This window comes from Ruegeria sp. CDSA077 (assembly GCF_059612265.1).
Genome location: NZ_JBXWQG010000001.1, coordinates 783,153 through 800,825 on the forward strand (window position 1 = coordinate 783,153; position 17,673 = coordinate 800,825).

Genomic DNA, 17,673 nt, shown 5'->3' on the forward strand with positions numbered 1-17,673 from the left:
AACAGGAATATATGCGGGACCATGATTACAGAACTTGGTCACTTCGCGCTGATACTCGCCTTTCTCGTCGCCATCGTTCAGACGGTCATTCCGCTGATAGGGGCGGCGAAACGGTGGACTGGCTGGATGTCCTTTGCAGAAACCGCCGCTATTGCACAGTTTCTGTTAGTCGCCTTCTCTTTCGCGGCGTTGGTCTGGGCCTTTACCACCTCTGATTTCTCATTGCGGATAGTGGTTGAAAACAGCCATTCCGCCAAACCGATGCTGTATAAAATCAGCGGCACGTGGGGCAACCACGAAGGGTCAATGTTGCTGTGGGTCCTGATCGTCGCAGTTTTCGGGGCCATGGCCGCTTTTTTTGGCGCAGGGTTACCTCCGACGCTCAAAGCGCGCGTGCTGGCGGTTCAGGCGGCCGTAGGGGTGGCGTTTTACGCTTTTATCCTGCTCACCTCGAACCCATTTGACCGTCTGATTATCGCGCCATTCGATGGGCGGGATCTCAACCCATTGTTGCAAGATCCAGGCTTGGCATTCCACCCGCCGTTTCTGTATCTGGGCTATGTCGGCCTGAGCATGGCATTCAGCTTTGCAGTGGCCGCGCTGATCGAAGGGCGCGTGGATGCCTCTTGGGGGAGGTGGGTGCGTCCCTGGACGCTGGCCGCATGGATTTTTCTGACCATTGGGATCGCGCTTGGATCTTGGTGGGCCTATTACGAGCTGGGCTGGGGCGGGTTCTGGTTCTGGGATCCGGTCGAAAACGCTTCTTTCATGCCGTGGCTATTGGCGGCAGCACTGTTGCATTCTGCTATCGTGGTCGAAAAGCGTGAAGCGCTGAAGAGCTGGACAATCCTTCTGGCGATCATCGCCTTTGGCTTTTCGCTGATCGGGACGTTCATTGTGCGATCGGGGCTTTTGACTTCGGTACATGCCTTTGCCAATGATCCTGAACGCGGCGTGTTTATCCTGATCATCCTTGTGGTCTTCATTGGCGGTGCGTTGACACTTTATGCGGCACGCGCGCAGGCGATGGAGGCCAAGGGCGTGTTTGGTATGGTCAGCCGCGAAAGCGCCCTGGTGCTGAACAACATTCTATTGGCGGTCAGCTGTTTCGTTGTGTTCTTCGGAACCTTGTGGCCGATGGTGGCCGAGATGGCATTTGATCGCAAACTCTCGGTCGGCGCGCCGTTCTTTAATGCGGCGTTCACACCGTTCATGGTTGCGCTGGGGATAGTATTACCGCTTGGTGCAATGCTCCCGTGGAAACGTGGAAAGCTTGGCAAGGCGGCGCATTCGTTGCGGTTCGCATTCCTTCTGGCGGTAGCGCTTGGCTTGCTCGTTTGGGTCATGCAGACCGGTCGCAGCGCATTGGGACCCGTGGGGCTGTTTCTGGGGGCCTGGATCACATTTGGCGCTATTGTGGACCTTTGGAGCCGTACTGGAAGAAAAAACAACCTACAGCGTCTGTTCAGACTGCCCGGTGCCGATTGGGGCAAGGCTGCAGCCCATACCGGACTGGGGGTTACGATCTTTGCCATCGCCGGGCTGACCGCATGGGAGGTCGAGGATATCCGCGTTGCGCAGACGGGGCAGCCTTTCGAGGTTGGCCAGTTCACCCTGACACTTGAACAGGTTCGGAATGTCGAGGGGCCCAACTATTTCTCAACCACAGCCGATGTTAAGGTCGAACAGGCCGGTCGAACAATCGCAACACTGCATCCGGAAAAACGCGACTACCCAGTTTCAAGGATGCCAACGACTGAAGCTGCGATTGACTATCGGTTTCTCAGGGATCTTTACGTCGTCATTGGAGATCAGCAGGCAAATGGTGGCTGGGTCGTGCGGACTTATATCAAGCCTTTAGCGAATTGGATTTGGGGCGGGTGCCTACTGATGGCGCTCGGAGGCGTTCTTAGCCTGTGCGACAGGCGTTTTCGCGTTGCGGCAGGCGCGCGCAAGACGCCGACGCAGGGGGTTCCGGCGGAATGAAACGGTTTCTACTGATACTGCTTTTATTGGCAACGCCAAGCATGGCTGTCCAACCTGACGAGGTGCTTGATGATCCGATCCTGGAACAGAGGGCGCGGGATCTGAGTGCCGGCTTGCGCTGTCTGGTTTGCCGCAACGAAAGCATAGACGAAAGCAATGCAGGATTGGCCCGTGACTTGCGCCTGTTATTGCGCGAACGCCTGGTGGCCGGCGACACAGATGGACAGGCGATTGACTTTATCGTTGATCGCTACGGCGAATATGTTTTGCTAAGGCCAACAACGTCAGGATCGAACATCCTTTTGTGGCTGGCCGGTCCGATCATGCTTTTGATCGCTGTGGCGACTGGTTTCAGCTTTTTACGCAAAAGATCGGCGGAACAGGACCGAAGGGAAGGTGACGGCCTCCTTAGCGACGCCGAGAAAGAACGATTACGCGAAATCCTCAAAGATTGACCTTCGGTTCACCTTTTCCTTCATTGGAAATTGAGGCAGGGTCGCAGGCGCAGCGAACCTTGGAGGGGTGGATGGAATACGAAGCGATCCTGTTGGACATTGCGGATGATCTGGCAGTGGTAACTCTGAACCGCCCTGAGAAGTTGAACGCAATGACCGCTCAGTTGCGGGCCGAAGTCACGCACGCGATGAAATACGCTGCCACCCATGCCCGCGCGATTGTTTTGACCGGTAAGGGAAACGCTTTTTGCTCGGGTCAGGATTTAGGTGATGCCTCAAGCACCGGGAAGATTGATCTTGAGCGCACGCTGCGCGACGAATACGAGCCCATGCTTGAAGCAATCTATAATTGCCCGGTTCCAACAATCGCCGCAGTAAATGGCGCTGCTGCGGGGGCAGGGGCCAATCTAGCGCTATGCGCGGATATCGTGATCGCGACGGAGAGTGCTTATTTCCTGCAGGCTTTTGCCCGTATCGGCCTGTTGCCCGACGCTGGAGGCACCTGGTTTATGCCGCGCCAGATGGGGTTCGCCAAAGCCATGGGCGCTGCTCTTTTTGCCGATAAGATCAGTGCTCGTCAGGCCGACGACTGGGGCCTGATCTGGGAAGCCGTTCCCGACGCGGAGTTCGAAGCGCATTGGCGCAAGCGGGCCATGTATCTGGCCAAAGGTCCAACCTCAGGGTTTGGCGCCATCAAAAAGGCTATTCGCGGCACCTATGAAAACACTCTGCCGCAACAGCTCGAGGCAGAGGCGCATCTGCAAGGTGAATGTGGCCGCAGCCGAGACTTTTCCGAAGGCGTCGTTGCCTTCATGCAAAAACGCCCCCCGAAATTCGAAGGGCGTTGAGGTTGTCAGGCGCGGCGGCGTTTACGCACGCGGCGTTCCGGAAGGGCGGACTCGCCAGTCCCGTCAGTTGCGGATGAGAACGGGCCCAACGCGTCCGTGATCTGATCAAGGGTTGGGCGTATACCGGAGGGGGAAGCGTCAAGCGCAGCTCTCATGTGCCGCAGATGCTCGGGCATTGTGCCGCAACACCCGCCGATAATGCTTGCGCCAGCCTCTCGTGCCATGGTCGCATAATGGCCCATCAGTTCCGGCGTGCCGTCATAATGAATATGTCCATCCACATATTTCGGAATACCGGCATTGCCTTTTGATATCAGCGGCCGTTCCGTACCTTGTGCGACAAATCCAAGGACAGTGCGCAGAATATCAGACGCGCCAGTCCCGCAATTTGCGCCAAAGGCAACCGGCGGGTTAGGGAGCGTTTCAACCAACTGAGCAAAGTCGGCGGATGTGACACCCATCATTGTGCGGCCAGCCGTGTCAAAGCTCATCGTGCCACACCAAGGCATATCGACCAGCGCAAAGGCTTCTGCCGCGGCCCTGAACTCTTCTGGGGCGCTGATGGTTTCGACCCAAAGAACATCGACACCGCCGTCCTTCAATGCCTGCGCCTGTTCGTGGAACATTTCCACGGCATCGGCATGGGACAGGGCGCCAACAGGCTGCATGATCTCGCCGGTTGGTCCGACCGATCCCGCGACGATAACCGGACGGTTGGCTTTGTCAGCAACCTCACGGCCAAGTTCTGCGCCTGCGCGGTTCAGTTCAGCGACCCGGTTCTGAGCCTCGTGCAGTTTGAGACGCGCAGATGTCCCGCCGAATGTGTTGGTCAGGAAAAGGTCGCTGCCTGCGTCTACTGAGCCCTGATAGAGCGCGCGGATTTTATCCGGTGCATCGACGTTCCAAAGCTCGGGCGCGTCGCCCGACTGCAGGCCCATGTTGAATAGGTTTGTACCTGTTGCTCCATCCGCCAAAAGAGTCGTGTTGTAGTCCAGAAGTTTGCTGAGCGCATTTGTCATAAGAATATTCCGAAACTGGCGAGCCGCGCTAAAAATGCGAGACGCCCCGTGTCTCATGACCGGGGCGTCAAATCAAATTCATAAATCTCATGAAGATCATGAATATTGCGGGGAGACCTTAGTTGGTTTCGTTGAGAACCTGTGCTTTGGCCTCAACCAGAAACTCGGCCATCTTTGCACGGATATCGTCATCCGAAGACAGATCCCCGAGATCGCCGGAAACTTTGCGCACGACATCTTCGTGCCCGGTTTCTTCCAGGTCTGAAATCACAACGGATTTTGCGTATTCATCGGCTTCATTACCGGTTTTGCCCAGTTTTTCGGCCGCCCACAGGCCAAGCAGTTTGTTGCAACGCGCCTGTGCTTTGAACTGCATTTCTTCATCGTGGGCGAATTTTGCTTCGAATGCATTTTCGCGCTCGTCAAACGTAGTCATCAGTTGGACCCCTTGGGTTGGTAGTTCTTTCCTTAATGATATGACGATACGACGATCCGGGTGCAAGGTATTTGCGCTGCGTCAAAGCCTCTCGGTCCTCGGAACTTGCGGGAAGGTGGGGGTTGGACTAAGAGAGCGCCAAGGCGAAGGAACTTTTTCCCTCGCGACAGTCTGGAAAGGTCGCTCATGGCGCGTCGCAAGAAAATTTACGAAGGTAAGGCCAAGATTTTGTATGAAGGCCCTGAACCGGGTACAATCGTGCAGTATTTCAAGGATGACGCCACCGCCTTCAACGCTGAAAAGAAGGACGTGATCGACGGGAAAGGTGTGCTGAACAACCGCCTGAGCGAATACTTCATGAACGGGTTGAATCAAATCGGTGTACCGACCCATTTCATCCGTCGCCTGAACATGCGCGAACAGTTGGTCCGCAACTGCGATATCGTACCGCTTGAAGTTATTGTACGCAATTTCGCGGCTGGCACGATGTCCAAACGCCTTGGCATTGCCGAGGGGACACAGCTGCCGCGCCCGATAGTAGAATACTGCTACAAGGACGACGCGTTGGGTGATCCTCTTGTCACCGAAGAACATATCGCCGCCTTTGGCTGGGCCAGCCAGCAGGACATGGAAGACATTCTTAGCCTCGCATTGCGGGTGAATGATTTCATGAGCGGTGTGATGCTGGCGGTTGGCATTCGTCTGGTCGATTTCAAAATTGAAATCGGTCGCGTCTATGAAGGTGACTTCCAGCGCCTGATCATAGCGGATGAAATCAGCCCAGACAGCTGCCGTCTTTGGGATATCGAAACCGGCCAAAAGCTGGACAAGGACGTGTTCCGCCGCGACCTGGGCAGCCTGACCGACGCCTACTCGGAAGTTGCGCGTCGCCTAGGTGTTCTGCCGAAAAGCAATGTGACCAAACCGACCCTGATCAACTGATCGAAAGCCGAAGAACAATGCAAAAACGCCGCCAATACCGGGCGGCGTTTTTTAATTGAGATCGGGTAATTGACAGGGTCGCAGCTTGTCCGGCATTGTCTGTTGAACAAGCGTAATCGGGTGAAAAAAATGGCCGAGCTATTTGATCAGGCAGTATTTTTAAAGTTCCTCGCTGCGCTGCTGGCGATCTTCAACCCGCTATACGGCATCCCGATCTTCCTCAGCATGACCGAGGGGTACAGCCCGCCAGAACGTAAACGCGTTGCAATGGTTGTGACAGCCACGGTGGTGATTGTATCACTGATTTCGGTACTGATCGGCGAAGAAATTCTGGCGCTTTTCGGTATCGACATTCCGTCTTTTCGCATCGCTGGTGGGTTGATCATTCTTGGGGTTGGCATGTCGATGCTGAACGCGTCTGACCGGTCAGAAAGCGATCAGAAAGCCGTTAAATATGGCGCGCAGAAGAAGAACATTGCGGTTGTTCCCCTGGCTATCCCGTTGACGATTGGGCCCGGCACTATCGCGACAACCATTGTGTTCGCGCATAGTTTGCCCGACGGCGCCGAGGTAGTAACGTTGGGGGCGGCCGTTTTGATTGCCTGCGCTATTGTCGGGCTGGGATTGTTATTCGCTGACCCTATTTCCAGGTTCTTTGGGCCGACAATGATCAATGTGATCACCCGTGTTATGGCCATCATTTTGGTTGCCGTAGCGGTTGAAATGGTTCTGACAGGGACCTTCAACGCAATAGATACGCATTATCCCGCGCTAAAGGGTTCCGGGTAGGTGCTGACAAGGGTTGTCGAACGCCGACAGTCGCGCTATCCCCGCGCACAACGGAACGGGCCTCAATTACCGGCCCTCAGCTGGAGTTGCAGTAAATGAAAGCACGTGTGCATGTGATGCTGAAAACCGGGGTACTTGACCCGCAGGGTGAAGCGGTGCGCCACGCATTGGGTGCCATGGGTTTTGATCAGGTCGAAGGCGTCCGTCAGGGCAAGGTGATTGATCTTGAACTCGCCGAGGGTGCGACGGAATCGGACGTCACCGAGATGTGCGAAAAACTGTTGGCTAACACGGTCATCGAACGCTACGAGATCGAACTGGTCTGAACCGCTTGTAGGAGGGCTAGCCATGCGCGCAGCTGTCATCGTTTTCCCCGGTTCCAACTGTGATCGGGATCTTGCCGTTGCCTTTGAACAGGCCGGATTCCAGGTAGACATGGTCTGGCATAAAGATGCCGCTCTGCCCAAGGGCGTGGACATTGTCGGTGTCCCCGGCGGGTTTTCTTATGGAGACTACCTGCGCTGCGGAGCGATTGCCGCACAATCCCCGATCTGCAAGGCCGTGGTCGACCACACCGAGCGGGGCGGATACGCCGTTGGTATCTGTAACGGGTTTCAGATCCTGACCGAGACCGGAATTCTGCCCGGCGCTCTGCTGCGCAATGCGAACCTGAAATATATCTGTCGTACTGTAGGCCTGAAGGTCGCAACCAGCGACAGCGCCTTTACCCAAGGCTATAACGCTGGCGATGTGATCGGCATTCCGATTGCGCATCATGATGGAAACTATTTCGCGGATGAGGCTACATTGTCCGCGCTCAGGGATCACGACCGGATCGCATTCACCTATACCGAGAATCCGAACGGCTCGGTTGGCGACATTGCGGGCATTCTGTCTGAAAACCGCCGTGTTCTTGGTATGATGCCGCATCCCGAACGAGCGGCAGACGAAGGGCATGGTGGCACCGATGGAACGGCATTGTTTCGCGCATTGTCGGGCATCGTCGCACCTGCGTGACTTGAGCTTGCATCTTAGCCCGCGTAACTTTCGGGGATGAGTTCCGACACACGCTCTACCTGGTCTGCACTGTTCAAACCGCTCCGCGCTGCGCCTCTTGGCTGGCCTTTGCGCGCGGCTGTTCTGGTGCTTTTGCTGGCAACGGTTGCGACGATATGGATAACCAACAGTCTGCTGACGGATCGGTTTACTGAATCCACGAGAAACCGGGCCGAGCTGCGCCTTGCTCTGTATTCCGGGAACCTGCTGAGCGAGCTGCGCAGAAATGCGATTGTACCGCAGCTATTGGCACGCGACCCGACGCTGATCTCGGCGCTGCAATCCAGTGATTTTACCCTGTCTACGCAGCGGCTTATTTCCTTCGTCGAGGAAATCGGCGCCGCGTCATTGATGCTGTTGGATCGGGATGGCCGGTCTGTGGCCGCAACCGATCGCAATCGTTTGGGCGAGACGCACCGGAACACGCCGTATTTTGTAGATTCCATTCGGTCAAACTCGACCATCTTCACCGTGATTGAAAAGGAATCCGGTGGTTACAGCTTTATCTATTCGCGCCGGATGGAGGCCTCGTCGGACATCCTTGGGGTCATAGTCGTCGAGGTTGATTTGCAAAAATTTGAGCGCGCCTGGGCAGGTATCTCCGATGCTGTTCTGGTCGCTGACAGTACGGGCACCATTATTCTGTCAACCGAACCGCAATGGCGCGGAGTAGAGGAGGGGGCTGCCATGCTGCGGCAGCCGCCGCAAAGTGCCATCCAGCGCGCTATCAGGGCCACGACCGATTGGACGGCTCTGCCCCCCGACGCCTATTTACAGGGCGAGGCGGTGATCCGCATGGAGACACGCATTCCATTCCGCGGCTGGACCATGACCTCGTTCACGACCTACGCCTCGATCCGCGAGAAGGTAAACAGCGTTCTTGCATTGGAAATCATGGGTTTTGCGATTCTGTTGGCGCTTGCCTTCTATGCGCTCAGCCGTAGGGCCACGTTCAGAATGGCCTTGTTCCAGCGCGAGTCGGCAGAGCTTCGCGCATTGAACGCAAGGCTACAGCGGGAAATCGCTGAGAGGGAACGGGTTGAAAAGACGCTGGAAGTAGCCGAGCAGACGCTGGCCCAAAGCTCGAAACTCGCGGCCCTGGGCGAGATGTCTGCGGCCGTCAGCCACGAGTTGAATCAACCTTTGGCTGCAATGAAGACCTATCTTGCCGGCGCGCGTTTGCTGCTGCGACGGAACCGCCCCGAAGAGGCGCTGGCCAGCTTTGGCCGCATCGACGGTCTGATTGAACGAATGGGCGCAATAACACGCCAGCTCAAGTCCTATGCCCGCAAGGGTGCGGATGCGTTTTCACCAGTTAACCTTGGCGAAGCGCTCGCTTCATCCCTCTCTATGATGGAGCCGCAACTGCGTCAGAGGCACGTCAAGATTACGCAGATACTACCGGAAGAAACCGTACTGGTCATGGGCGACCGCATGCGGATCGAACAGGTGATGGTGAACCTCTTGCGTAATGCCTTGGACGCCACCAAGTCTGTATCGGAACCGGATGTTGAAATCATACTGGCCGCGGGTGACCAGGCGGTGCTGACTGTACGCGATAACGGCTATGGGATTGAAGACATCGAAAACCTGTTTGAACCGTTCTACACGACCAAACAACCCGGCGATGGAGTCGGTCTGGGGCTTGCCATCTCATCCGGTATCGTGAACGACCATGGGGGACGGCTGACCGCGCGCAACAGCCAGCACGGTGGCGCGGTGTTTGAGATGCAACTGCCGATACTTGGAAGCGATGGCCTTGAGGCCGCTGAATAACGAGGAATGAATATGGCACAGGCCATGAAAATCGCCATTGTTGATGACGAACAGGACATGCGCCAGTCGATCAGCCAATGGCTGGCACTGTCGGGATATGACACTGAAACCTTTTCCAGTGCCGAGGATGCACTGAAAGTTCTGGGTCCGGATTATCCGGGTATCGTCATATCGGACATCAAGATGCCTGGTATGGACGGTATCCAGCTGTTGAAAAAGCTGATGGGCGCGGACAGCACCTTGCCGGTCATCATGATTACCGGCCACGGTGACGTGCCAATGGCGGTTGAGGCCATGCGCGTGGGTGCGTTTGATTTCCTCGAAAAGCCGTTTAACCCGGATCGGATGTCCGAACTGGCCAAACGTGCCAGCAATGCCCGCCGGTTGACGCTGGACAATCGGGCCCTGCGCCGCGAGCTGTCCGGTGGCACTCAGATCATGAACAAGCTCATCGGTGCCAGCCCCGTGATGGAGCGCCTGCGCGAGGATATTCTGGATCTGGGGCAGGCTGACGGTCATGTTCTGATCGACGGAGAAACCGGCACCGGGAAAACCCTGGTTGCACATGCGTTGCACGCTGTTGGCAGTCGCGCAGGCAAAAAATTTGTTCTGGTTTCCTGTGCTGCCCTCGAAGAAGAGGCCTTGGGAAAGCGTCTGTTCGGCCCGATGATGCCAGAAGACAGCCAGTTGCCCGCGATTGAGGAAGCCCGGGGTGGAACCCTGGTTCTGGAGGATGTCGAGGCGCTCAGCGATACGCTTCAGGCAAAACTTCTGAGTGTCATGAATGATCAGGGCACGCCTGCTGAAACCCGCATCGTCGCCATTTCCAACCTGCAGGAAGCTGGGAAAACCAGCGAGGACGTTCTGCGCCCCGATCTCTTCTACCGGCTTGCAGCGTTGCGGATCACAATGCCGCCGCTGCGTCAGCGCGGCGAAGACATTCTGACCCTGTTCACACGGCTGAGCGAGCAATTCGCCGAAGAATACGGCTGCGATGCACCTCAGGTCAGTGCGCAAGAGGCGGCTCAGCTTTTGCAAGCGCCGTGGCCCGGAAACGTACGGCAGCTGATAAACATCGCGGAACGTGCCGTGCTGCAATCCCGTCGCGGATCGGGGACGATCGCGTCTCTGTTGATGTCTGATCACGAAGAAATGCAGCCCGTGATGACGACCGAAGGCAAGCCGCTCAAGGAATATGTCGAGGCATTCGAGCGGATGCTGATCGACAATACCATGCGGCGGCATAAGGGGTCGATTGCCTCGGTTATGGATGAACTATGCCTGCCGCGTCGGACATTGAATGAGAAGATGGCCAAATATGGCCTGCAACGTTCCGATTACCTGTGACCGGCTTGAGGCGATGCCTTTGTCGCCCTTTGGGTGATACCAAGTAATGTTTTTAGCTGGATAACGAGATCCCGACCGGTGGTCGGGGTCTTCAATGCAGTTTGCCCATTGTCTTTTCCACAGGACTGCTTTTATTGTAACCAGACGGGCCGGGCGGATTTGACGCCGAAAAGTCCCGATCTTTGAGATTCGCTGCTACGCCACTGGTGGAGACCAGGTCCCACACTGGCCAAGCAGACCGATTGTGCCCCTTAACGGGGTGATTGAACGCCTGAGCCCGCAGAAAAGCGGGCGAAAGGAATAAATGGGCAGGCAGCGGTCGTTCGCGCCTGTCGGAGAAGAACCGCGATGACGCGCGCGCAACGACTGAGTGTACGGGCAGGGGGCCACAGTGCCAGACCCTGCAGCGCGCCGTCTGAAATCGCCCTGACAAGACACCACCCCAAAAGCACCCGTCCTCCTGGACGGGTTAGGACAACGCGTTTGGCGCGGTGCACCAAGGAAACATGGCTAAGAAAATGCTTATCGATGCCACCCACGCGGAAGAAACCCGCGTCGTGGTGGTTGACGGAAACAAGGTCGAGGAATTTGATTTTGAATCCGAAAACAAACGTCAGCTTGCTGGCAACATATATCTAGCAAAAGTTACACGGGTCGAACCCTCGCTGCAGGCAGCTTTTGTTGACTATGGCGGAAATCGCCACGGATTCCTGGCGTTCTCCGAAATTCATCCCGACTATTATCAGATTCCCGTCGCTGATCGCGAAGCTCTGATGGAAGAAGAGCGCGCCTATGCCGAGGCAATGCGTGCGCGTGATGAGGCTGAGGAAACCAAGCCCAAAAGACGCCGTTCGCGCTCGCGCGCCAAGGCCGCCGATATCAAATCGGATGATGCAGTGGAATCGGTCGAGGTCTCGTCCGAACCCACAGGCATGGAAACGATTGACCTGGATGAGAGCGATGAGGCCAATGATCCTTCTGTAGAAGAAGGAACATCTCCGGCCGATCATGTGGCAGAAACTCCGGTAGAAGAGCCGACGGACGAACCAGAGGCGGAAGAAGCAACCGCAGAAACTGAAGACGCGCCTGCGGATGAAATCGACCAATCGGATGCCAGCGCTGATCAAGTCGGCACGGACGAAGAGGCCGGGGCGCAGGAAAGCGCCGCGACTGAGACGGACGCGGATGACGCGACAAGCGCTGAAGCCAACGCCGAGGACGCCCCTGACGAGGTTGGCGACGACGAAGAAAACACCCGTACGGACGCCACCGCAAAAGACGAGACCATTGAGTCGGTTGCCGACGAAGATGACAGCGAAGACATACGTCCACCGCGCAAACCGCGCGCGCGCCGGTACAAGATTCAAGAAGTCGTCAAAGTACGCCAGGTTCTGCTTGTGCAGGTCGTCAAGGAAGAGCGTGGCAACAAAGGTGCAGCTCTGACCACTTATTTGTCACTTGCTGGCCGATATTGTGTTTTGATGCCGAACACCGCGCGGGGCGGCGGCATCAGCCGAAAGATTACCAACGCGCCTGATCGCAAAAAGCTTAAGGAAATTGCGGCTGAGATTGACGTCCCGACAGGGGCCGGTCTTATCATTCGGACCGCCGGGGCGAAACGCACCAAATCCGAAATCAAGCGCGATTACGAATATCTGCAACGTATGTGGGAACAGATCCGCGAGCTGACGTTGAAATCCATCGCGCCTGCGAAGATCTATGAAGAAGGCGACCTGATCAAACGGTCGATCCGCGATCTCTATAATCGTGACATCGACGAGGTACTTGTCGAAGGCGAGGGCGGATATCGCATCGCCAAGGACTTCATGAAAATGATCATGCCGTCGCACGCCAAGAATGTGCAGCGGTACGAAGACGCGCTGCCATTGTTCGCGCGCTATCAGGTGGAAAGCTATCTGGCGGGGATGTTCAACCCGACGGTACAGCTGAGATCTGGTGGCTATATCGTGATCGGCGTAACCGAAGCGCTTGTCGCGGTCGATGTGAACTCGGGTCGGGCAACCAAAGAGGGTTCGATCGAGGAAACGGCACTGAAGACCAACCTTGAGGCCGCCGAAGAGGTGGCTCGCCAGTTGCGCCTGCGTGATCTGGCCGGTCTGATCGTCATCGACTTTATCGATATGGACGAGCGGAAGAACAACGCCGCTGTCGAAAAACGCCTGAAAGAAAAGCTGAAAACAGATCGTGCGCGCATCCAGGTTGGTCGCATATCTGGTTTTGGTCTGATGGAAATGAGCCGACAGCGCCTGCGTCCCGGTATGTTAGAGGCAACGACACAGCCTTGTCCGGCATGCCATGGCACCGGCCTGATCCGTTCGGATGACAACATGGCGCTGAGCATTCTGCGCCAGATCGAGGAAGAAGGCACGCGCCGTCGCTCACGTGAGGTGCTGGTGCGCTGCCCGGTCAGTATCGCCAACTTCCTGATGAACCAAAAGCGCGAGCATATCGCACAGATTGAGGCGCGTTATGGTCTGTCGGTTCGCATCGAAGGGGATGTGCATCTGGTAAGCCCTGATTTCTCGATGGAGAAGTTCAAGACCGCCAGCCGGATTGTTCCAGAAGCCAGTGCGCCGGTTGTATCGGTTGATGCCACGCTGATGGAAATGGTCGACGCCTCTGAAGAAGAGACCGTCGAAGAAGAAACGCCGCAGGCTGAAGATGAAACCAAACCCAAGCGCAAGCGCCGTCGGCGTCGTCGCAAGAAGGGCAATGGTGGTGCCGAGGGGCAGGATTCTAACGGGCAAGAGGCTGATGAAGATACAGCTGAAGCGTCCGAGGAAGCTGTGGAAGAACCTGCAACAGATGCCGTAGTAGCGGTGGAAGAGACGCAGGAAGAAGCGCCTGCCAAGCCTAAACGCCGCCGGGCTCCGCGTCGCAAGAAGAAGGACGCCGAAGATGCCGAGACGATAACCGAACAGGTCGTCAAAGCTGAACCAGAGGCCAAGGTCGAAGCTGAAACGGAAGCTCCGGCAGAAATCGAAACTGTCGAAGCCGAAGCAGCACCGAAACAGGAAACGGTTTCGGAAACTGCCGTGCCGACAGAAGAAACGCCGGAAGCGGCAGAGCCTGTTCAAGAGGTTGTTGCGGTTGAAGCCACTGAGGAACCAACAGTAGAAGTCACAGAGCCTGTGCTGGAAGTGGTTGCGGATGAACCGGAAACGCCATCGGAGCCTGCCAAGCCAAAACGGCGCGGTTGGTGGTCGTTGGGCCAGTAACTTGAAAAGGCGGGCCTCAGAGCCCGCCTTTTTATTTGATAGGTCTCAAACGGACTTCTGGATGGTGTAGACCTGATGCCCGTCAGAATCTTCCTGTGACAGCAAGCGATGTCCACTTTCCGTGCAGAAATGTGGAACATCAATGACTGCAGCGGGATCATCCGCCAGCACTTTCAAGACCGCTCCCGCGGGCATTGACTTGAGCCGTTTACGGGCCTTCAGGACGGGCAGAGGGCACAGCAGCCCCAACGCGTCCAGTGTCTCGGTTTGGTTTGACATGTACCTGAGATATTTCCACTTTCAGACGGTGTCCAGCGTGCAACCACGAGGATGTGACCGAATGGCCCCGTGACGCGGGCGACTTCATGACATATGTGCTGAAACATGTTCGGAATTGATATCATTGACGCAGGGCTGTTGCCCGCCATGTTCATCGCATTGCTCGGTGGGTTGATCAGCTTTTTATCGCCCTGCGTGCTGCCGATTGTGCCGCCCTATCTCGCCTATATGAGTGGCGTCACGATCAACGAGATGCAGGATGAGGCCCGTGCACGCAGAAAGGCGACACTTTCGGCGCTGTTCTTTGTTATGGGGCTGTCCACGGTGTTTCTGTTGCTTGGCTTCACAGCCTCTGCGTTTGGGGCGTTCGTGCTGCAGAACCAGGTGCTGTTCGCCAAGATTTCGGGCGCGGTTGTCATAGTCTTTGGCCTGCATTTCCTGAACGTTTTCCGCATCCCATTCCTTGACCGTGAGGCCCGGATCGAAGCCGGCGACAACGGCGGGTCTGTCTTTGGGGCCTATATTCTGGGTCTGGCGTTCGCCTTTGGCTGGACGCCCTGTATCGGCCCGCAACTGGGTGCGATCCTGTCGCTGGCTGCCTCCGAGGCATCCGTCGCACGTGGGACATTGTTGCTGGGCGTCTATGCAGCGGGTCTTGGCATACCTTTCCTGCTCGCTGCAATGTTCCTGAACCGATCCATGTCGGTGATGAACCGAATAAAGCCCCATATGGCACTGATCGAGAGGATCATGGGTGGCCTGTTGCTGTTTGTTGGTATCATGCTGATCACCGGCCTGTTCACTGAGTTCAGTTGGTGGCTGTTGGAAGCCTTCCCCGCGCTGGCAAACTTTGGGTAACCCTCTTATCTGACTTACTTTGGCTGTAATGCTGCGCTAACCTGCGTCGCAGAAGGTAAGACCATGAGCAGTCAGACAAATCAGCCTCGGGTGAAACGGCGTAGGGTATTCTATATTCCCGGATATGACCCGATCCCCCCACGGCGCTATCGCGAGCTTTACCGCAGTGAAAGCGCAAGACAGGCGGCTATTTCAGGGTATGAAATCTCGGTCTCGCCCAAAACCGGAGAGGGCTTGTATGGATGGCACGTCCATTCGGTTCAGAACGGGGCTGAAGTTCACACAGATGTCGAGGTGCTGGTCTGGTCCGACATCGTACGCTCCAGCATGTCGAACTCGATTGCGGCCACCTATCTGCAGATGCTGCGTACGGCATGGATCTATATCTCGACCGGCGTGTTATGGCGCCTGATGCGATTGCGCAAAGGTCCGGTGATTGCCGCGCTTTATCCGATCGTGATGCTGATCGCACAGCTTTTGGTCGCAATGGCTGTGGTCATCGGGCTGACAGTTCTGCTTGCGCCGGTCCTGTCTTTGGTGGCGTTGGTTCTGTCTATTGGTGTTGCCTATGTGCTGATGCTGTGGTTCCGGAAAATCGACAACAGGCTGTTCGTCTATTACCTGATGCACGATTATGCCTATTCAGCGGCTTCAGGCGGTAAAACACCTCCTGAATTGGCCGGACGCCTAGCGGAGTTCACAAATGCGATTGCCGCAGCTCTTACCGATGAGACGGATGAGGTTCTGATCGTCGGCCACAGTTCCGGCGCACATCTGGGTGTCACGGTTCTGGCCGATCTGATTCGATCCGGACGGGTGGGCACAGACGGGCCTGAGCTGTCCTTTCTGACATTGGGGCAGGTGGTTCCCATGGTCTCGTTCCTGCCCAACGCATATGATCTGCGCGCGGACCTGAGGTTTCTTTCGAAACGCGAAGACTTGGCTTGGGTCGACATTTCTGCACCTGGGGACGGCTGCGCATTTGCTCTGTGTGATCCTGTCGCTGTAAGCGGGGTAGCCGATGCCGATCAGCGCTGGCCTTTGGTGTTATCTGCCGCGTTTACGCAAACGCTGTCAGCAGAACGGTGGCGCGCCCTGAGGTGGCGGTTTTTCAGACTGCACTTCCAATATCTCTGCGCCTTTGATCACCCGGACAGGTACGATTATTTCCGCGTGACTGCCGGGCCTCTGTCGCTTGGGCATCGGTTCGCAGGGCGTAAACCCTCGGGATCACGGATTGCGCAATCCGTTTCCAAATATGTATCGGTGCAGCCATGACCCCGCCAAAGCCCACATCGCGGCCAGACAGGGTTTCGCTGTGGCGCTATTTCAGGTTGTTTCGCAAGGACATCCTCTCGGCACAGCCGCAGCGATTGTACCGCGCATGGATGGCCGAGTTTAAGACGCCGTTCTTTCGATCATATTTGACGAACCAACCAGAGCTTGTTGAAACCGTTCTGAAAAAACGCCCCGATGATTTTCCGAAATCAGACCGTATTGGCGAGGGTCTGCGGCCGTTGCTGGGGAATTCGGTCTTTCTGACCAATGGTGAAAACTGGAAACGCCAGCGCCGGGTTATCGACCCGGCGTTTGAGGGCGGGCGCCTGAAAGATACCTATCCGGCCATGGTCCAGGCGGCAGAGGCCTGCGTCGCGCGTCTGCGCGGGCAGGCCGGTTCTGTCATCGAGTGCGAAGAGGTCACCAGTCACGTCGCCGCGGATGTGATCTTTCGAACGCTTTTTTCTGTACCGATTGAAGACCGCGTTGCGTCTCAGGTTTTTGAGAAATTCCGAACCTATCAAAGAGAGCAACCGCTGTTGAACTTGGCGGCGTTTCTGCCTCTGCCCAAATGGATGCCGCGGCTACATTCCAGAAAAACTCGCAAGACCGCGCGTGAAATCAGGATGCTGATCACCGAAATGACCGCTCAACGCGCGAGGATGATTGAGGCCGGGCAGGCGCCGCATGATCTGGCGACAAAGATCATGACAACGGCTGATCCCAAGACCGGCAAGTGTTTTGACACGCAGGAGATGGCTGATCAGGTGGCGATCTTCTTTCTGGCAGGCCACGAGACCAGCGCTTCTGCGTTGGCTTGGGCATTGTACCTTTTGGCGACCCACCCGGATTGGCAGGACAAGCTGGCGGCCGAGGCGCAAGGGCTGGACCTATCCGATTTTACCTCCGTATCGCTGCTGAAGCTCAGCCGCGATGTGTTTCGGGAAACGCTGCGCCTGTACCCTCCGGTCCCGATGATGGTGCGAGAGGCCACATGCCGCGAATACTTCAGGGGCCGGGCTATTAAACCGGGCTCGCAGATAGTCATCAGCCCATGGCACCTGCATCGGCACGAACGTCTGTGGGCAGACCCCGACGGGTTCGACCCGTCCCGCTGGGCCAAGGGCAATGAGGAAAGTTGTCCCAGAGAGGCATTCATCCCATTCTCGGCCGGGTCGCGCATTTGCATCGGTGCCGGTTTTGCAATGGTCGAAGGTCCCTTATTGCTGTCGTCACTACTGCGGAAGTTCAGGTTCGAAATCTCGGACACGTCAGAGCCGGTTCCGGTGGCTCATCTGACCGTCAGATCCAAAGATGGAATTTGGTTGCGCCTGGTTGAGCGCTAACAAACTACCATCGGCATGC

Annotated in this window: 16 protein-coding genes; 13 read left to right on the forward strand and 3 right to left on the reverse strand. The window is 56.5% G+C overall.

The features are described 5' to 3' along the window. Window positions 1–21: 21 nt before the first annotated feature. The 3 genes from AC2FLE_RS03925 (at window position 22) to AC2FLE_RS03935 (ending at window position 3,289) form a co-directional block, all read left to right on the forward strand. A complete protein-coding gene (locus tag AC2FLE_RS03925; protein WP_142633981.1) occupies window positions 22–1,986 on the forward strand; it encodes a heme lyase CcmF/NrfE family subunit in 1,965 nt (654 codons plus the stop codon). Next, window positions 1,983–2,441 carry a cytochrome c-type biogenesis protein gene (locus AC2FLE_RS03930; protein WP_496691288.1) on the forward strand — a complete coding sequence of 153 codons (459 nt, stop codon included), beginning with the start codon at window positions 1,983–1,985 and terminating at the stop codon, window positions 2,439–2,441. The genes AC2FLE_RS03925 and AC2FLE_RS03930 overlap by 4 nt, the downstream gene beginning before the upstream one ends. A 71-nt stretch (window positions 2,442–2,512) precedes the next feature. Further along, the gene (locus AC2FLE_RS03935) at window positions 2,513–3,289 is read left to right on the forward strand and encodes an enoyl-CoA hydratase-related protein (protein ID WP_496695361.1); all 777 of its coding nucleotides are present in this window, start codon (window positions 2,513–2,515) and stop codon (window positions 3,287–3,289) included. 5 nt (window positions 3,290–3,294) lie between these two features. On the opposite strand, the gene bmt is transcribed toward AC2FLE_RS03935, so the two are convergent. Together bmt and AC2FLE_RS03945 are read right to left on the reverse strand one after the other, a co-directional pair. Next, complete coding sequence (bmt, locus tag AC2FLE_RS03940; protein ID WP_496695363.1) at window positions 3,295–4,308, reverse strand: betaine--homocysteine S-methyltransferase; 1,014 nt, start codon at window positions 4,306–4,308, stop codon at window positions 3,295–3,297. A gap of 118 nt (window positions 4,309–4,426) precedes the next feature. Beyond that, window positions 4,427–4,744 carry a DUF1476 domain-containing protein gene (locus AC2FLE_RS03945; RefSeq protein WP_142633973.1) on the reverse strand — a complete coding sequence of 106 codons (318 nt, stop codon included), beginning with the start codon at window positions 4,742–4,744 and terminating at the stop codon, window positions 4,427–4,429. A gap of 186 nt (window positions 4,745–4,930) precedes the next feature. Between AC2FLE_RS03945 and purC the strand changes: the two genes are divergently transcribed. The 7 genes from purC to AC2FLE_RS03980 all read left to right on the forward strand — a co-directional run bounded on the left by purC (window position 4,931) and on the right by AC2FLE_RS03980 (window position 13,893). After that, window positions 4,931–5,686, forward strand: a complete 756-nt coding sequence (gene purC, locus AC2FLE_RS03950) for a phosphoribosylaminoimidazolesuccinocarboxamide synthase (RefSeq protein ID WP_496695365.1) — start codon at window positions 4,931–4,933, stop codon at window positions 5,684–5,686. A gap of 129 nt (window positions 5,687–5,815) precedes the next feature. Next, window positions 5,816–6,475, forward strand: coding sequence for a MarC family protein (locus AC2FLE_RS03955; protein ID WP_496691286.1), 660 nt, complete (start codon window positions 5,816–5,818; stop codon window positions 6,473–6,475). A gap of 95 nt (window positions 6,476–6,570) precedes the next feature. Further along, window positions 6,571–6,801, forward strand: a complete 231-nt coding sequence (purS, locus tag AC2FLE_RS03960) for a phosphoribosylformylglycinamidine synthase subunit PurS (protein WP_142633967.1) — start codon at window positions 6,571–6,573, stop codon at window positions 6,799–6,801. Window positions 6,802–6,823: 22 nt separating this feature from the next. Then, window positions 6,824–7,492 carry a phosphoribosylformylglycinamidine synthase subunit PurQ gene (gene purQ / locus AC2FLE_RS03965; RefSeq protein WP_142633965.1) on the forward strand — a complete coding sequence of 223 codons (669 nt, stop codon included), beginning with the start codon at window positions 6,824–6,826 and terminating at the stop codon, window positions 7,490–7,492. A 36-nt stretch (window positions 7,493–7,528) separates the two neighbouring features. Then, on the forward strand, window positions 7,529–9,307 hold the full coding sequence (locus tag AC2FLE_RS03970; RefSeq protein WP_496695368.1) for a sensor histidine kinase: 1,779 nt from the start codon (window positions 7,529–7,531) through the stop codon (window positions 9,305–9,307). Window positions 9,308–9,319: 12 nt separating this feature from the next. After that, window positions 9,320–10,654: a sigma-54-dependent transcriptional regulator gene (locus AC2FLE_RS03975; RefSeq protein ID WP_142633961.1), complete on the forward strand. Its 1,335-nt coding sequence runs from the start codon at window positions 9,320–9,322 to the stop codon at window positions 10,652–10,654. 506 nt (window positions 10,655–11,160) lie between these two features. After that, window positions 11,161–13,893 carry an Rne/Rng family ribonuclease gene (locus AC2FLE_RS03980; RefSeq protein WP_496695370.1) on the forward strand — a complete coding sequence of 911 codons (2,733 nt, stop codon included), beginning with the start codon at window positions 11,161–11,163 and terminating at the stop codon, window positions 13,891–13,893. A gap of 45 nt (window positions 13,894–13,938) precedes the next feature. Here the strand turns inward: AC2FLE_RS03980 and AC2FLE_RS03985 are convergent, their stop codons facing one another. Next, complete coding sequence (locus tag AC2FLE_RS03985; protein WP_496691281.1) at window positions 13,939–14,172, reverse strand: sulfurtransferase TusA family protein; 234 nt, start codon at window positions 14,170–14,172, stop codon at window positions 13,939–13,941. Window positions 14,173–14,277: 105 nt separating this feature from the next. On the opposite strand from AC2FLE_RS03985, the gene AC2FLE_RS03990 reads away from it, so the two are divergent. The 3 genes from AC2FLE_RS03990 to AC2FLE_RS04000 all read left to right on the forward strand — a co-directional run bounded on the left by AC2FLE_RS03990 (window position 14,278) and on the right by AC2FLE_RS04000 (window position 17,654). Continuing rightward, window positions 14,278–15,030, forward strand: coding sequence for a cytochrome c biogenesis CcdA family protein (locus AC2FLE_RS03990; RefSeq protein ID WP_496691280.1), 753 nt, complete (start codon window positions 14,278–14,280; stop codon window positions 15,028–15,030). 63 nt (window positions 15,031–15,093) lie between these two features. After that, the gene (locus AC2FLE_RS03995; RefSeq protein ID WP_496695372.1) at window positions 15,094–16,308 is read left to right on the forward strand and encodes a hypothetical protein; all 1,215 of its coding nucleotides are present in this window, start codon (window positions 15,094–15,096) and stop codon (window positions 16,306–16,308) included. Continuing rightward, the gene (locus AC2FLE_RS04000; protein ID WP_496695374.1) at window positions 16,305–17,654 is read left to right on the forward strand and encodes a cytochrome P450; all 1,350 of its coding nucleotides are present in this window, start codon (window positions 16,305–16,307) and stop codon (window positions 17,652–17,654) included. The genes AC2FLE_RS03995 and AC2FLE_RS04000 overlap by 4 nt, the downstream gene beginning before the upstream one ends. Window positions 17,655–17,673: the final 19 nt, after the last annotated feature.